The organism is Rhodococcus sp. LB1 (assembly GCF_001583455.1).
GTDB classification, from domain to species: Bacteria; Actinomycetota; Actinomycetes; order Mycobacteriales; family Mycobacteriaceae; genus Rhodococcus_F; species Rhodococcus_F opacus.
Genome location: NZ_LTCZ01000420.1, coordinates 24,343 through 39,342, shown reverse-complemented (window position 1 = coordinate 39,342; position 15,000 = coordinate 24,343). Strand labels below are relative to the sequence as shown.

Below are 15,000 nucleotides of genomic sequence, written 5' to 3'. Positions count from 1 at the left end.
TCCGTGTCGCTCTGACTTGGAATAAGTTACGCGAACCGCACGCGATATTCCAAATCGCCTGGTCGCGGGGATTCGCACGCTGAACTCCGCCGGATCTGCCATTCGTGCCGGCGTGCACCGTCAGACCAGAAGCGTGCACGCTGAGCCGGTTTAACAGGTCCGAAAGCTCGACGGTGGACCGTCGCTCCCATTACCACTCACTCTTCATCGGGGAGTCCTCATCGAGAAGTACGGCATACCGGCAGTCACCACTCTCGGCGGCACCGAGATCCCCTACAAGGACCGGGGTGCCGGCCGCCCGTAGTCCTGAGCCACGGGTGGCCGCTCAATGCGGACAGCTGGGAAGCGCAGGACCGACCTCGCGGCGCTACTCGAGCACCTCGACCTTCACGACACCACGCTGGTCGGTCTCTCGACCGGCGGTGGTGAGGTGAGTAGATACGCCGGACGGCACGGGACCGGCCGGGTCGCCCAGATCGTGCTCGCCTCGGCGGTGCCGCCGTTCATGCTGCAGACCGCCGACAACCCCGACGGCATCCCGGTCGAAGCCTTCGATTCTTCGGCGCAACCGACCTGACAGTCACCCGTCCCAGGGTGTACGCGACTCGTTCTGGTCGCAGGCAAATCAGGGGGGTCACCACAACGCCTACGAAGGCATCGCCGCGTTCTCGGCGACGGACTTCCGAGCTGACCTCGACAAGGTCGACGTCCCCACCCTCGTCATTCACGTGACGACGACCAGACAGTGCCGTTCGATGTCGGCGGCAAGAAAGTCATCCGCGCGGATCGACGGCGCCTGCTCGCGGTCTACCTACACCTCCTGGCATCCCCTCACCCGAGACAAAAGGATCACAGTCATGAAAGGTCACACCGCAGCACCCGACACCCTCGACCTCGTCCACGGGCTGTGGATGACCCCACACGGCTGGAATGGCGCCTGACTGACCCGGAGTTCGATCTGCTCCACGAACCTGTCGAACGCCGAACGCCGATCGGTGGGCTGCTGACGTGCGGCCTTCGCGTTGCGCACCATCTTCGGAGTCCAGTTCGCCGCACCAATTCTCAGACGGTCCTCAGGAAAGTCACAATTCGGGCCCCTATCGTTTCCCCGGCAAACCAACCGACATGGGAGGACTCGTCATGAACGTTTCACGAGCACGTCTGCAATTCGGTATCGCCGCCGTCGGCGCGATCTCCGCCGCCCTCGTGATCCCGGGCATCGCCTCCGCGGATCCGGCCGACTCCGACTCTTCCCGCCTCGTGAACTCCACGTGCAGCTTCGCGCAGATCGATGCGGCGATGCACGACGTGACTCCGCAGCTCGCCGCGCGCCTCGACCAGGCACCCGAGCGCAAGGCTCAGCTGGCGGACTTCTTCTCGAAGTCCCCGGCCGACCGCCAGGCCGTCCTCGACGCCCACCCGCAGCTGAAGAGCCGACTGGACACCGTGCCTACCGAGGGACCGGCCGTCGAGTGGCGCGCGAAGGCGCTGACGATCGCCGAGACCTGCGGTAACTACTGACGCACGCTAGTCGGGGCAGACGGTGCGCAGGACCGTCTGCCCCGTGTCCAGCCTGCGAATGTTGTCGGTGATGTCGCCGACCCGACCGACGAACGTGTGGTCGGTGACGCCGGACGAGTGCGGGGTCATCAGGATGTTCGGCAGATCGCGAAACGGCAGCGCGCTCGGGGCTCCGTGACCGCCGGCATCGGGGTAGGAGAACCAGACGTCGATCGCCGCGGCCGCGATCCGGCGCGACGCCAGCGCGTCGTACAGCGGTTGTTCCCGGACGAGGGGTCCGCGCCCGACGTTGATCAGGATGCCGTCGGGGCCGAGCGCGTCGAGTTCCGCGCCGCCGATCATGTCGCGGGTGTGATCGTTCAGGGGCGCGGACACCACCACCACGTCGGACTCCGTCAGGAGCCGGAGCAGCGACGTGTTGTCTCCCGCCCAGGTGAGGCCTTCCGCGGCGGCGTCGAGGTTTCCCCGGCCGGTTACCGCACGGCCCTCGGAACCGAACGCGCGCAGTAGGTTCCACGATCGCCGGCCGATGTGACCGAAGCCGACGAATCCGACCCGCGCCCCCCGCATCGACCGGGACTGCGCGATCGCGTCGTCGTAGACCGATGTGGCCCAGACGTCGCCGCGGAGGGCGCGATCGTGCCGGAGGAATCCGCGTCGCAGCATCAGTGCCGCGGACACGATGTACTCGGCGATCGAGTCCTCGTGGTGGAAAGTGTTGGCCACCAGGGTGTCTGTGGGAAGCGCGGCGAACGCCACGTTGTCGGTGCCCGCGCCGGCGACGTGCAGCAGGCGCAGCTTCGGCGCTGCGGCCGCCATCGCGGCGGTGAACCGGCCGCCCACATACACGTCGGCGTCGGCGAGGTCGGCGACGATGGCCGACTCGTCGAACGTCCGATGCCACGACACCGTCGCACCCGACGGCAGTCCCGACTCGAACAGCTCGCGATGCGGCAGCAGATTCCGGTCGCCGACGACGACCTTCATCAGGCGCGCACCAACGCCGGGCGCTTGCTGTCGAACGTCCAGCCGGGCACCAGGAACTGCATGCCGATCGAGTCGTCGCGCGCGCCGAGCCCCTTCTGCAGGTACAGCTCGTGGGCCGCCTCGACGCGGTCCATGTCGAGTTCGACACCGAGGCCGGGCGTCGACGGCACGGTGAGGTAGCCGTCTTCGATCTCGAACGGGTCCTTGGTGATCCTCTGACCGTCCTGCCAGATCCAGTGGGTGTCGATGGCGGTGATGTCGCCCGGAGCCGCGGCCGCGACGTGGGTGAACATCGCGAGCGACACGTCGAAGTGGTTGTTGGAATGCGAACCCCACGTGAGGCCCCACGCGTCGCAGAGCTGGGCGACGCGGACGGATCCGTTCATCGTCCAGAAGTGCGGGTCGGCGAGCGGGATGTCGACGGCGCCGGAGCGGATGGTGTGCCCCATCTCGCGCCAGTCGGTGGCGATCATGTTGGTGGCCGTCGGCAGTCCGGTGGCGCGCTTGAACTCGCTCATCACCTCGCGACCGGAGAAGCTGCCCTCGGGGCCGACCGGGTCCTCGGCATACGCGAGAACGTCTTTCAGCCCGCGGCAGGTCTCGATCGCCTCCGACAGCAGCCAACCGCCGTTGGGGTCGAGGGTGATCCGGGCGTCGGGGAACCGCTCGGCCAGCGCTGTGACGGCCGCCGCCTCCTCGTGGGGTGCCAGGACGCCGCCCTTGAGCTTGAAGTCGGCGAAGCCGTACCGCGCCTGAGCCGCCTCGGCCAGTCGCACGACCGCGTCCGGTGTCAGCGCCTCCTCGTGCCGCAGGCGCAGCCAGTCGTCGGACTCCGCCGCACCCGACTGGTACTCGAGGTCGGTCTTGTTGCGGTCGCCGACGAAGAAGAGATAGCCGAGCGCCTGCACCTTCTCGCGCTGCTGACCCTCGCCGAGCAGGGCCGCGACGGGAACACCGAGGTGCTGCCCGAGCACGTCGAGGAGTGCCGACTCGACGGCGGTGACGGCGTGGATCGCGACACGGAGGTCGAACGTCTGGTTGCCCCGGCCCGCGGCGTCCCGGTCGGCGAACGTGCGCCGCAGATCGGCGAGAACGCCGTTGTACTCGCCGATGCTGCGCCCCGTCACGATTGCGCGGGCGTCTTCGAGGGTACGGCGGATCGGTTCACCACCGGGCACCTCGCCGACACCGGTGTTGCCGTCGGAATCGGTGAGGATCACCAGGTTCCGGGTGAAGTACGGGGCATGCGCGCCGGACAGGTTCAGGAGCATGCTGTCGTGTCCCGCGATCGGGACCACTCGCATGTCGGTGACAACTGGGGTGGTGCTCGTTGTACTCATCTCCGAAAACCTTCCTTCACAGCGCAGCGCCGCCCGTGAGGCGCCTCACACCCAAAACTCTAAGTGGCCCGATCGATACATGTCCAAGACTTGTTGAGCATCGAACGATGCAGACACTGCATCAGAGAAGTTGTTGTCCGATCAGCATCAACGCACCGACACAGGACACCGTGATCGACGCCCGGCGCAGGCGCGCCGCGTCCAGATGGCGATTCACGAACCGCGACGCCACGTAGCCGAGCACCGTCGCCGGGATCAGCAGCAGGAACATCACCGCCGACTCGCGGTGCACCGACCCCGTCGCGGCGAGAACGGCCACCGACAGTGTGGAGCCGACCAGGAAGAACGCGCTCATGTTGCCGCGCAGCTGCGCCCCCTTCGACCCCTGCATCACCAGTGCCATTGGTGGCCCGCCGATCGACGTGGCCGTGCCGAGCAGACCCGACGCGGCCCCGGCGACGGCGAGGTTCCGGCGTCGCGGCGGCGGTGCCCAGCCCAGCGTCGCGAAGACGACCCCGGACAGCACCACGGCCGCGAGCAGCAGCGACAACCCCCGTTCCGGCAGCACCACCAGCAGCAACGCGCCCGCGATCGTGCCCGGCACCCGGCCGGCCAGCGCCCACCCGGTGCCCGACAGATCGAGGGCGTCGCGTTCCCGCCACACCACCATCACCGTGACGACCGTCGCCGTCATGATCAGCGTCCCGGGCAGCAGGCCCGGATCGACGAGCGCGACGACGGGTGCCGCGAGCATCCCCATCCCGAATCCGATCGACGCCTGCATGCACGAGGCGACAAAGACGGCGAACGCGATGATCGCGAACTCTGCCCCGCTCACCCGACCACGACGGGGACGCCGAGTTCGATCGGACGCCGGGGATGGTGGCATTCGGCGACGTGGCCGCTCTCGCGCTCGTCGACCGCGGCGGGCGGCACTGTGCTCGCGCAGATGTCGGTCGCGTGGGCGCAGCGGGTGCGGAACCGGCAGCCCGACGGCGGGTTCAGCGGCGACGGCACTTCACCGTCGAGGATGATCCGCTTGCCCCGGGATTCGGCGTCCAGCTTCGGTGCCGCCGACATCAGGGCCTCGGTGTACGGGTGGGCGGGACGGTCGAAGACGGCGTCCGTCGCACCCGACTCCACGATCCGCCCGAGGTACATCACGGCGACGCGGTCGGCGACGTGCCGGACCACCGACAGGTCGTGCGAGATGAACACGTACGAGATGCCGAGCTGCTTCTGCAGGTCGTTCAGCAGGTTGAGCACCTGCGCCTGCACCGACAGGTCGAGCGCCGACACGGGTTCGTCGCAGATGACGACGCTCGGGTTCAACGCCAGGGCGCGGGCGATCCCGAGTCGCTGACGCTGACCGCCGGAGAACTCCTGCGGGTAGCGGTGCTCGTCGCTCGGCCGCAGACCCACCAGGTGCAGCAGTTCCCGCACCCGCGCCGCCCGGTCGCGGCTCGTCTTGTACATCGTCTTGTGGGTGCGCCACGGCTCGGCGATGATGTCGGCCGCCGACATCCGGGAGTTCAGCGATGCGTACGGGTCCTGGAACACCATCTGCACCCGGCGGCGCAGCGCGAGCAGGTCCTTGCCCTTCAGCGAGAACGGATCGACGCCGTCCCACGTCACCGAACCGGAGTCCGGCCGCTCGAGCATCATCAGCGTGCGGGCGAGAGTGGACTTGCCACAACCCGATTCGCCGACGAGCCCGAGCGTTTCGCCGCGGGCGAGGTCGAGGTCGATGCCGTCGAGCGCGCGCAACTGATTCTTGCCCGCCGCGTTGGCAGGCACCTTGAACGTCTTGGTGAGGCCCCGCACCTTCAGAATCGACTCAGACATGAGAGATCTCCTCGGGGAAATGGCACGCCGAGCGGCGACCAGGTGTGGCGACGTCGGCGAGCGGTGGGCGGGTGGTCCGGCACAGGTCGCGGGCCAGCGGGCAGCGCGCCTGGTAGACGCAGCCGGACGGAATGGAATGCAGGTCGGGCGGGGTGCCGCCGATGGATTTCAGGTCCTCGCCGCGGACCGCGTGCACGGGGACCGAATCGAGCAGGCCCTTGGTGTACGGGTGCTGCGGCGAGGAGAAGACCTCGGCGACCGGTCCGGTCTCGACGACGTTGCCCGCGTACATGATCGCGACGCGGTCGGCCTCCTCCGCGACCAAGGCGAGGTCGTGGGTGATGAGGATGACGGCCATGTCGTGCTCGGTGCGCAGGTCCCGCAGCAGAGACATGATCTGCGCCTGCACCGTGACGTCGAGTGCCGTCGTCGGCTCGTCGGCGAGCAGGACCGTCGGGCTCAGTGCGACGGCCATCGCGATCAGCAGGCGCTGTCGCATGCCGCCGGAGAACTGGTGCGGGTAGGAGTCGACGCGCGATTCGGGCTCGGGAATCCCGACCCGCTGCATCAGCGAGATCGCCTCCCGCCGCGCCTCTTTCGCGGACTGCCCGCGATGGATCCGGAACGGTTCGGCCAACTGCTTGCCGACCGTGTACACCGGGTTGAGTGCGGTCAGCGCATCCTGGAACACGATGGCCAGTTCGGTGGCGGCGAGGGTGCGGCGGGTCCTGGCCTTCGCCGTCACCAGGTCGACGTCGCCGAGACGGACCGAACCGTCGGTGATGTCGGCGATCGGTTCGAGCAGGCCGACGAGCGCCTGCGCGGTCATCGACTTGCCGCACCCCGACTCACCGAGCAGCGCGAGGGTCTCGCCGCGTCGCGCGGTGAACGACACGTGGTCGACGGCCCGGACCGTGCCCGAGGGGGTACGAAGGTCGACGGTCAGATCCGCGACCTCGAGGGCGACGCGGTCGGCGTCTGCGACGTCGAGCGATTCGACAGCCGGTGCAGATGCACTCATGAGACGACCTTTCGGGTGGGGAACAGCCGGGAGCGACGCGACCGCGGGACGGTCAGACGCCAGCGCTGGGCGGGGTCGGTGGCGATCCGGGCCCATGCCGCGAGCACGGTCGCCGACACCGTGGTGATCACGATGGCGAGACCGGGGAAGAACGACAGCCACCACGCCGTCTGCAGGTACGTCCGGCCCTGGGACACCATCAGGCCCCAGCTGATGTCCGGCGGTTGGATGCCGATGCCGAGGAAGCTCAGCGACGACTCGGCGAGCATCACGTAGCAGAAGTCGAGGGTGGCGACGGTGAGCAGCGTCGGCAGCAGGATGGGGAACACGTGCCGGCGGATGACGGCCCCGCTGCGGGCGCCGAACGTGCGCGCGGCGTCCACGAACAACCGGCTCTGCAGTTCCGCCGACTCCGCGCGGGCGGTGCGGAGGTAGATCGGGATGCGGGTGATGGCCAGAACCAGGACGATGTTCGCGGCGCTGGGCGAGAACACGTACAGGACGACGACGGCCATCAGCAGCGACGGGAAGCTCATGATGACGTCGGCGACGCGCATCGCCGTCGTCTCCCGCCAGCCGCGGTGGTAGCCCGCCCACATGCCGACGAGGGACCCGACGATGCAGGACAGCGCGACCGCGGGCAGCGCCACCAGGAGCGTGGTGCGGCACGCGACGATCAACCGGGCCAGCATGCTGCGTCCGAGCGGGTCGGTGCCGAGGATGTTCATCCACCCGTTCGCCACGTGGAACGGCGCGAGGTTGGACTGGTCGAGGTTCTGATCCGTCGCGGCGTCGCCGACGAGCCACGGGCCGAAGACGGCGACGAGGAACACGAACACCAGGATCGCCGCCGCGACCGTGGCCACCCGGTCACGCAGCAGCAGTCGCCACAACGGTGCCTTGCTCCGGGAGGGCTTCGGTGCCGGAACAGCTTCGTCGACCGGGGCGGCGAGGGCCGGCGGCGTCTCGTCGGGGCTCGGGTAGACGTCGCCGGCTCCGTCCAGGCGGGGTGCGTTGTCTATGGACATCTCGGCGGCCTCCTAGACCTTGGACTTCTCACGGACACGCGCGTCGAGAAGTGCGTAGCCCGCGTCGATCAGGATGTTGAGGACGAAGATGCTGACCGCGGTCAGCAGCACCGCCGCCTGCAGGACCGCGAAATCGCGCTGCAGGATCGCGTCGATCATCAGCTTGCCGATGCCGGGCCACCCGAAGATCGCCTCGACGACGACGGCGCCGTTGACCAGTCCGACGGTGAGGTCGCCGGCCACCGTCAGCGCCGGAGCCGCGGCGTTGCGGAGCGCGTGATGGGTGACGACGCGCAGGTCGCCGGCCCCCTTGCTCCGAGCAAGACGTACGTATGGTGCCGACAGCGCCGACACCATCGCGCCGCGGACCACCTGGGTGAGCACGCCGAGCGGGCGGATGAGCAGGGTCGCGATCGGCAGGATCCACGACAGCGCGCTTCCGGTACCCGAGGTGGGCAGCACCCCCAGCACCACCGCGAAGATCCACACGCCGGTGATGGCGAACCAGAAGTCGGGGATGCTGGCCGCGGTCATCGACAGCAGGCTCGAGATCCGGTCGGCGAGCGAATTCGGCCGGTACGCCGCCCAGCAGCCGATCACGATGGCGCCGATGATCGCGAGCAGCATCGTGAAGAACGCCAGCTGCAGCGTGGCCGGGAACGCCCGCAACGCCATGGTCGCGGCGGATTCACCGGTGCGCAGCGACTCGCCGAAGTCGAGGTGGACGACCCCGGACAGGTAGTCGACCATCTGGCTCAGCACCGGCTTGTCGAGGCCGTTCTCGGCCGCGAACTCGGCGCGCTGATCCGGTGTCGCGGAGACCGGGAGGTAGAGGTTGGTCGGGTCGCCGGTGAGGCGGGCGAGCAGGAACACACCGAAGAGGACGACGAGGAGGGGTACGAGGCTGGTGTAGACGCGTCGGCGCAGGAAGGCGAACATGACTCACCGCCTTCGGATCGGGTTCGGTTGGGACATCTCAGTTCCTCCGGGGGGCTGGGAAGAGGGGTTAGCCGTTCGCGGATGTGTCCGCGTGGGTCATCTCGCTCAGGCGCATCTCGTCGCCGGTCGCGGAGTTGGGCGCGTACTGCACGGTCGGGGACTTGGCGAGCACCGCGTTCATGTGAGCGATGTACGCGAACTGCCGGATCTCCGTCGGTTCGTTGGCCAGTACCGAGGCGAACGCGTCCTGGCGGGCGTCGCCGACGAGTCGCTCGGCCGCGTCGATCTGCGCGTCGTATCCGGGCGAGCCGAAGTAGCTCTGGTATCCGTCGCTGCGCATGTACTGGTCGACGGTGAACTGCGCGTCACCCGCCTGGTTACCGTGCTGGATCATCAGCAGAATCGGTCCGGTGCCCTGCGGGAACGGCCGGATCTGGTACTGCATCTGCCCGGCCGTGTCCATCATCTCGATCTTCACGTTCAGGCCGGCCTTGCTCAGCGAGTTCTGGATGACCTCGATGGTCTCGTTGATCTTGGGGAACTGGCCCGTGCGCCCGATCAGACGGATCTGATTGTCGACGGGAACGCCGTCGGCCTTGGCCTCCGCCACCAGTTGCGCGGCGCGATCGGAGTCGTAGGGGGTCGGCTGAAGGTCGGGGTCGAACCCGACGATGCTGCTGCCGACGAGTTGCCCGGCCGGCTCGCCGAGACCCTGGAACAGCGCCTTGACGATCCCTGCCCGGTTGACGGAGAGGTCGATGGCCTCGCGGACGCGGTAGTCGTCGAGCGGCGGTTCGGTGGCCATCATGCGCAGCGCCGTCGTCTCGTTGTTGGGGTAGGCCACGCCGAGGTCGCCCGCGCCGTCCTCCGGACCGAGGTACGTGGCGAGTTCGGCCTCGTCGTTGGTGACCATCGCGGCCCGGACGCTGCCCTCGGTCCGCCACTGGTAGATCGCCCGCGTGTACTCGGGCGCCGGGCCCCAGTACGTGTCGTTGCGGACCAGCGCGAGTCGCTGCCCGTGATCCCAGTAGTCGATCTCGTAGGGGCCGGTGCCGATGGGATCGCGCACCTTGTCCTGGGCGTCGGTGGTGGACGGCACCATCTCCACGAACGAGATCCGCAGCGGAAGGATCGGGTCGGCGGCGGGGGTCTGCACCGTCACGGTCGACGGGTCGATCGCGTTCACCACGAGTTCGTCGTCGCCGAAGACGTACCCGTCGACGTCGCAGCCGATGGTCGAGTTGACGGTGCGATCGATCGAGAAGGCGGCGTCCTCGGCATCGAAGACGCTGCCGTCGCTGAACGTGACGCCCGGACGGATCCGGAACGTCCAGACCGTGTCCGACGTCTGCTCCCACGAGTCGGCGAGCTTCGGTTCGAGATCGCCGGTATCGGCGTTGCGTTCCACCAGCGGCTCGGTGATGTTGGAGCGGACGACGACTCCGGTCGAGGTGAGTGACGCGTCGCAGGGTTCGAGTGTGGGCGGCTCCTGCGGGAGCACGATCCGCAACGTGTCGGGACTGGCGGCGTCGCTGTGGCTCGAATTGGCCACCGAGCAACCTGCGACCAGAGCCGGCACCGTCAGTGCGGCGGTGGCCACGACGACGGCGCGGTAACGGGTTCCCTGCTGCAACGAACGTGCAGGGCTCATGGTGTCCTCCGTAGGGATGTGTCGCGTACTCGACGCGAGTGAAGAGGGCCCGCCTGTGACGGTAGACACACGCTATGAGCGGCGCGGAGGAGCCGTCAACCGGGGCAGACGGCGCAAAACGGCTCGTGAGGGCCGTCACACGCCTGATTGATGGAGACTGCGATCACCCCGGCAGGCCCCTGACCGGCGCATACAGGGAGTTTCGGCATCTGTGCACGTCAACGCGCCGCCAACCAATGCCGTTTGAGTATCGATCCATGTTATTTACGTGTTGGACAGGTATTCGGAGCGCCGCTTAACGTACGGGTAACCGGTGACGCGGAGAGTCGCGCCACCACTCGTCAGGAGGCACGATGGTGACCGCAGAGTCGTCCGTGAAAGAAGCTGCTGCACAGACTGTTTCGGGAGGACGCGTCCTGAAGGTCGGTCCGCTGAAGCCGTCCCTCACCGCGACGCTCACCGAGAAGTACGACGCACTCGACCTCCCGCTCGGCGACGACCGCACCAGCTTCCTCGCCGAGCACGGCGAGTCCGTCACCGCGGTCGTGACGTCCGGTCGCACCGGAGTCGACGCCGCGCTGATGACGGAACTGCCGAACCTCGGCGCCATCGTGCACTTCGGAGTCGGTTACGACACAACCGATGTCGTGCTCGCCGAGGAACTCGGAATCGGCGTGAGCAACACCCCCGACGTCCTCACCGACTGCGTCGCCGACACCGCCGTCGGATTGCTGATCGACACACTCCGCGGCTTCTCCGCCGCCGACCGCTTCGTGCGTGACGGCCGCTGGCCCGCCGAGGGCAACTTCCCCCTCACCCGGCAGGTGAGCGGCACGCGGGTCGGCATCGTCGGGCTGGGGCGCATCGGCTCCGCCATCGCCACCCGCCTCACCGGCTTCGGCTGCACGATCTCGTACCACAATCGACGCGAGGTTCCCGGCTCCCCGTTCGCGTACGTCGACTCGGCCGCTGCACTCGCCGCCGGGGTCGATGTGCTGATCGTCGCCGCAGCGGGCGGTAAAGGCACCGAAAAGCTCGTGGACCGAGAGGTTCTCGAAGCCCTCGGACCCGACGGCTACCTGATCAACGTGGCACGCGGAAGTGTCATCGACGAGGACGCGCTCGTCGAACTGCTCACCGAACGCAAGCTCGCCGGTGCCGGACTGGACGTGTTTGCCCGGGAACCGCACGTTCCCGAGGCGCTCCTCGCGCTCGACACCGTCGTTCTCCTCCCCCACGTCGCGAGCGGCACGACCGAGACCCGGGCCGCGATGGAGGCTCTCACCCTGCAGAACCTCGACGAATACCTCGCCCAGGGCACCCTGACCACCCCCGTACTCGAGCCGAGGTCACGATGAGCGTCATTCTCAGCTACGTTCCGACAATCGAAGGTCGTGGCGCCCTGGCGTTCGGATTCGCCGAAGCCCGCATGCGCGCAACCGATCTCGTGGTGATCGCCGACGGCGACAGCGCCTCGAATCCCAGCTTCGGGGCCGAACTGCACTCCGCAAGGGAGGAAGCGGACGCAGCCGGCGTCGACTACCGCATCGCGCGGAACGAACCCGACCGCTCCCACGCCGACAACCTCATCGACGCGTCCTACGACTCCGCCGCCGAACTCCTCGTCCTCGGCATGCGACGACGCTCCCCCGTCGGCAAACTCCTCATGGGTTCCGTCGCCCAGCGTGTGCTCCTCGAGGCGCAGTGCCCGGTCGTCGGGGTCAAGCCGCCCGTCGCAGCAGAGGTCTGAGCGCACCGCGCAGCAGAGGGCTGAGCCGCCCCGAGGGGTCGGATCCCCGGCCCATCCATAACCCTCACGGCGCCGAATACCTGCCGTGGGACAGCCATGATCGATGGGCCTCAAAGCGCCGACGGCGCGGAACTGGGCGGTCGCCTCCTGACCTTGGTCGGCGACCGCGACTTCCAGGCGCTCGCACCCGAGATCTCCCAGATCGCGTGCGACCACGGCAACGACCGGTCGGCGTTCACCGCGGTCGTGGCGTGGATCGTCACCACCATCGCCGACCTCATCGCGGATCCTGCCTCGAGCGTCAACGATGCCGTCGACAGCTTCATCAGCGTCGTCCCCGTCGTGCACGACACAGCCGCGCTGAACGAGGAGTTGCCCGCGCCCGCCGAGTGGCTGTTCACCGCCGTCGTGAGACACCTGCAGAGCAGGCACCGGGCGGGATCCGATCTCCCGCCGCCCGTGCCTGCCGACACCGCACTCACGCGCATGCAGGCCCTCGTCGAAGCCTTGCTCTGGCTCGACGCCCTCCTCGAGTGCGACCACAGCCTGTAGGCGAACGCACCTCCCCGGCCCGGGGGTCGGCGCCCTCACCGTGACGGCCGTCTCGAGTCGGAATAGCCCGGCCCGTGTGCCCGTTCCCCCAATGGATCCCGATCCTGCGCGGCGGCACCGAGAACGGCGCTGCCGAACACGACCTACGGAAAGACCGATATCTGTGAATCTCTTCTCCCCCTTGACACTCGGCGAACTCGAACTGCCCAACCGGGTCGTGATGGCACCCCTGACCCGCGTCCGCTCCGGGCGTGACGGCGTGCCCGGACCGCTGGTTGTCGAGCACTACCGACAGCGGGCCTCTCTCGGTCTGATCGTCAGTGAAGGCACCTACCCCAGCCACGCCGGCCAGGGCTTCCCCGGCCAGCCCGGGCTGGTGACACCCGAGCAGGTTGCGGGCTGGAAGAACGTCGCCGACGCCGTGCATGCGGCCGGTGGACGGATCGTCGCGCAGGTCATGCACGCCGGCCGTGTCACCCACGAGGGAACCACCGGCGGTCACGAGGTCGTCGGTCCGAGCGCCGTCGCCATCGACGGCGAGACCCGCACCTACGAGGGGAAGGAGCCGTACCCGGTGCCCCGCGCGCTGGGTACCGAGGAACTCTCCGCCGTCATCGAGGAGTTCGTCCAGGCGTCCCGGAAGGCGGTGGCAGCCGGGATGGACGGCGTGGAAATCCACGCCGCGAACGGCTATCTGCTGCACGAGTTCCTCTCCCCGGCATCCAACCTGCGTGAGGACGCGTACGGCGGCTCACCCGCGAACCGGGCACGCTTCGTCGTCGAGGTGTTCGAGGCCGTGGCAGACGCCATCGGCGCCGGCCGGGTGGGTATCCGCATCTCGCCCGAACACAACATCCAGGACGCCCTGGAACTGGACGCCGACGACGTTCGGGCCACCTACGGCGCGCTGGTCGACGCCATTGCTCCGCTGAAGCCCGCCTACCTGAGCATTCTGCACAAGGACCCGTCCGGGCCCCTTGCGCAGGACCTGCGGACACGCTTCGGCGGCCCGGTGCTGATCAACAGCGGTTTCGGGGCGGTCACCACCCGCGACGAAGCGCTGGCAATCCTCGGCGACGGCCGCGCCGATGCCGTCGTCGTCGGGCGTCCCGCGATCGCCAACCCGGATCTCGTGCGGCGCTGGCAGGAAGACCTGCCGCTCAACACCCCGGACCCCCAGACCTTCTACTCGGAGGGCGCGAAGGGCTACACCGACTACCCGGTGTTGCAGCACTGACCTGTCCCCAGGCCGACACGCTGTGGCCCATGACGCCAGGTCATCGGCCACAGCGCTATCCGTCGGACGCCCCCGTGTCGCGTATCCGGGTCCGGCACCGTACGGTTAGTCGTAGTTGAGTACACAGCTACCGAGTTCACGGGCCGCCCCGGCGCGTCCGTGCTCCAATCGGGCGTACCAACTGTGCACGCTGTGCCAGGACGCCCACCTCGAAGGTGGCCGACAGTGAGAGCACATTCCGCACGACGCTCTCGCAGCCGAAGCTCCCGACGAACAGCTTTACTTCTATCTTCTCGTGACCTGTCGGAGGAACTGCATTTTCGGACCACTGAACTCCGGGCCTGCTCTGCCGCGGCGACGCTCACAGAAGTTGAAAGGTGATCGTTCATGCCACGAACCGTGGAGCACACCACTCGTTACGCCGATGCCCTGATGACGCTGGCCCTGGCCGCGCACCGCCCGGCCACCGTCGTCAACACCGGCACCGGATACGCCGTCCGGGTCGATTTCGAGCGCGGCATTCACCTGCTCGCCACCAACGCACCGGGGGATCTCAGTTCCGATCCGGACGCGCAGAACCCCTGGGTCGTGACTTTCTTTCAGAAGCAGCCCGCCGCCGAGGACACCCAGCTCGTGACGGTGACCGGGGAATGGCTCGTCGACGCATTCGACCAGGCACTCGCCATGATGCCGATTTCCTGCATCGCCGACGACCCGGATGCGCAGCCCGCCGAACTGCGCCTCGTCGGCACGGAGGTCCACGACCTCGCTAGGTAACACCGCCTGACGGGGCTACATCCGCTCGTCACCGCCCTGCAGCAGACCGTCTACCCCCACCGGGTAGGCGGTCTGCGAGTCTCCCCAGCCGCTCGACCGCGGGCAGCGCCTGCGCGATCTTCTCGGCGTCACGGGCAATGATCTCGGCGCTCTGGTCGATGCCCTTCGCGCTGACGGCGAGCCCCTCCGCGGTTTCCGCGATCTGCTTGGCCGCGTCGAGCAGTTCGGACAGGTCGTCGAGCGCGGGCCCCAGACGGTCGATCAGCACCCCGATCTGTCGTATTCGGAGCATCACCGTCGTGACGGCGTGTTCCCACTCGCGGATCTCGCTCGAGACGTTCTGCAGGATCTT

General features: G+C 68.1%; 16 protein-coding genes. 7 read left to right on the top strand and 9 right to left on the bottom strand.

Annotated elements, in window-relative coordinates; translation table 11 throughout:
• Positions 1-328 precede the first annotated feature (328 nt).
• Positions 329-577 carry an alpha/beta fold hydrolase gene (locus AZG88_RS54780; protein WP_005569242.1) on the top strand — a complete coding sequence of 83 codons (249 nt, stop codon included), beginning with the start codon at positions 329-331 and terminating at the stop codon, positions 575-577.
• Between the two features lie 563 nt (positions 578-1,140).
• Entirely contained in the window at positions 1,141-1,521 is a 381-nt protein-coding gene (locus AZG88_RS43295) for a hemophore-related protein (RefSeq protein ID WP_061040762.1), read from the top strand.
• A gap of 6 nt (positions 1,522-1,527) precedes the next feature.
• Here the strand turns inward: AZG88_RS43295 and AZG88_RS43290 are convergent, their stop codons facing one another.
• The 8 genes from AZG88_RS43290 to AZG88_RS43255 form a co-directional block, all read right to left on the bottom strand.
• Positions 1,528-2,508, bottom strand: a complete 981-nt coding sequence (locus AZG88_RS43290) for a 2-hydroxyacid dehydrogenase (RefSeq protein WP_061040757.1) — start codon at positions 2,506-2,508, stop codon at positions 1,528-1,530.
• Positions 2,508-3,848, bottom strand: coding sequence for a glucarate dehydratase (gene gudD, locus AZG88_RS43285; protein WP_005237760.1), 1,341 nt, complete (start codon positions 3,846-3,848; stop codon positions 2,508-2,510). The genes AZG88_RS43290 and gudD overlap by 1 nt, the downstream gene beginning before the upstream one ends.
• Positions 3,849-3,969: 121 nt before the next feature.
• Complete coding sequence (locus tag AZG88_RS43280; protein WP_061040756.1) at positions 3,970-4,686, bottom strand: sulfite exporter TauE/SafE family protein; 717 nt, start codon at positions 4,684-4,686, stop codon at positions 3,970-3,972.
• A complete protein-coding gene (locus AZG88_RS43275) occupies positions 4,683-5,693 on the bottom strand; it encodes an ABC transporter ATP-binding protein (RefSeq protein WP_061040755.1) in 1,011 nt (336 codons plus the stop codon). The genes AZG88_RS43280 and AZG88_RS43275 overlap by 4 nt, the downstream gene beginning before the upstream one ends.
• The gene (locus AZG88_RS43270; RefSeq protein WP_061701168.1) at positions 5,686-6,714 is read right to left on the bottom strand and encodes an ABC transporter ATP-binding protein; all 1,029 of its coding nucleotides are present in this window, start codon (positions 6,712-6,714) and stop codon (positions 5,686-5,688) included. Before AZG88_RS43270 ends, AZG88_RS43275 begins: the two co-directional genes overlap by 8 nt.
• Positions 6,711-7,742 (bottom strand): ABC transporter permease, encoded by a 1,032-nt coding sequence (locus AZG88_RS43265; RefSeq protein WP_025431616.1) that lies wholly within the window; start codon positions 7,740-7,742, stop codon positions 6,711-6,713. The genes AZG88_RS43270 and AZG88_RS43265 overlap by 4 nt, the downstream gene beginning before the upstream one ends.
• 12 nt (positions 7,743-7,754) lie before the next feature.
• Positions 7,755-8,681: an ABC transporter permease gene (locus AZG88_RS43260; RefSeq protein WP_005237765.1), complete on the bottom strand. Its 927-nt coding sequence runs from the start codon at positions 8,679-8,681 to the stop codon at positions 7,755-7,757.
• Positions 8,682-8,748: 67 nt separating this feature from the next.
• A complete protein-coding gene (locus tag AZG88_RS43255) occupies positions 8,749-10,332 on the bottom strand; it encodes an ABC transporter substrate-binding protein (RefSeq protein WP_061701167.1) in 1,584 nt (527 codons plus the stop codon).
• Positions 10,333-10,685: 353 nt separating this feature from the next.
• Between AZG88_RS43255 and AZG88_RS43250 the strand changes: the two genes are divergently transcribed.
• The 5 genes from AZG88_RS43250 to AZG88_RS43230 all read left to right on the top strand — a co-directional run bounded on the left by AZG88_RS43250 (position 10,686) and on the right by AZG88_RS43230 (position 14,648).
• The gene (locus AZG88_RS43250) at positions 10,686-11,690 is read left to right on the top strand and encodes a 2-hydroxyacid dehydrogenase (RefSeq protein WP_061701166.1); all 1,005 of its coding nucleotides are present in this window, start codon (positions 10,686-10,688) and stop codon (positions 11,688-11,690) included.
• Positions 11,687-12,082 (top strand): universal stress protein, encoded by a 396-nt coding sequence (locus AZG88_RS43245; protein WP_061040750.1) that lies wholly within the window; start codon positions 11,687-11,689, stop codon positions 12,080-12,082. The genes AZG88_RS43250 and AZG88_RS43245 overlap by 4 nt, the downstream gene beginning before the upstream one ends.
• A gap of 96 nt (positions 12,083-12,178) precedes the next feature.
• A complete protein-coding gene (locus AZG88_RS43240; protein WP_005237770.1) occupies positions 12,179-12,634 on the top strand; it encodes a hypothetical protein in 456 nt (151 codons plus the stop codon).
• Between the two features lie 163 nt (positions 12,635-12,797).
• Positions 12,798-13,871 carry an alkene reductase gene (locus AZG88_RS43235; RefSeq protein WP_061701165.1) on the top strand — a complete coding sequence of 358 codons (1,074 nt, stop codon included), beginning with the start codon at positions 12,798-12,800 and terminating at the stop codon, positions 13,869-13,871.
• 387 nt (positions 13,872-14,258) lie between these two features.
• Positions 14,259-14,648 carry a hypothetical protein gene (locus AZG88_RS43230; protein WP_005237772.1) on the top strand — a complete coding sequence of 130 codons (390 nt, stop codon included), beginning with the start codon at positions 14,259-14,261 and terminating at the stop codon, positions 14,646-14,648.
• A gap of 28 nt (positions 14,649-14,676) precedes the next feature.
• On the opposite strand, the gene AZG88_RS43225 is transcribed toward AZG88_RS43230, so the two are convergent.
• Positions 14,677-15,000, bottom strand: a 324-nt coding sequence (locus AZG88_RS43225; RefSeq protein ID WP_063886959.1) for a hypothetical protein, incomplete at its 5' end; no start/stop codon positions are given.

Excerpts from the sequence above, each read along its gene's own strand:
- AZG88_RS54780 (WP_005569242.1), top strand. The coding sequence starts at position 329 with ATGCGGACAGCTGGGAAGCGCAGGACCGACCTCGCGGCGCTACTCGAG.
- AZG88_RS43295 (WP_061040762.1), top strand. The coding sequence starts at position 1,141 with ATGAACGTTTCACGAGCACGTCTGCAATTCGGTATCGCCGCCGTCGGC.
- AZG88_RS43290 (WP_061040757.1), bottom strand. The coding sequence starts at position 2,508 with ATGAAGGTCGTCGTCGGCGACCGGAATCTGCTGCCGCATCGCGAGCTG.
- gudD (WP_005237760.1), bottom strand. The coding sequence starts at position 3,848 with ATGAGTACAACGAGCACCACCCCAGTTGTCACCGACATGCGAGTGGTC.
- AZG88_RS43275 (WP_061040755.1), bottom strand. The coding sequence starts at position 5,693 with ATGTCTGAGTCGATTCTGAAGGTGCGGGGCCTCACCAAGACGTTCAAG.
- AZG88_RS43270 (WP_061701168.1), bottom strand. The coding sequence starts at position 6,714 with ATGAGTGCATCTGCACCGGCTGTCGAATCGCTCGACGTCGCAGACGCC.
- AZG88_RS43265 (WP_025431616.1), bottom strand. The coding sequence starts at position 7,742 with ATGTCCATAGACAACGCACCCCGCCTGGACGGAGCCGGCGACGTCTAC.
- AZG88_RS43260 (WP_005237765.1), bottom strand. The coding sequence starts at position 8,681 with ATGTTCGCCTTCCTGCGCCGACGCGTCTACACCAGCCTCGTACCCCTC.
- AZG88_RS43255 (WP_061701167.1), bottom strand. The coding sequence starts at position 10,332 with ATGAGCCCTGCACGTTCGTTGCAGCAGGGAACCCGTTACCGCGCCGTC.
- AZG88_RS43250 (WP_061701166.1), top strand. The coding sequence starts at position 10,686 with ATGGTGACCGCAGAGTCGTCCGTGAAAGAAGCTGCTGCACAGACTGTT.
- AZG88_RS43245 (WP_061040750.1), top strand. The coding sequence starts at position 11,687 with ATGAGCGTCATTCTCAGCTACGTTCCGACAATCGAAGGTCGTGGCGCC.
- AZG88_RS43240 (WP_005237770.1), top strand. The coding sequence starts at position 12,179 with ATGATCGATGGGCCTCAAAGCGCCGACGGCGCGGAACTGGGCGGTCGC.
- AZG88_RS43230 (WP_005237772.1), top strand. The coding sequence starts at position 14,259 with ATGCCACGAACCGTGGAGCACACCACTCGTTACGCCGATGCCCTGATG.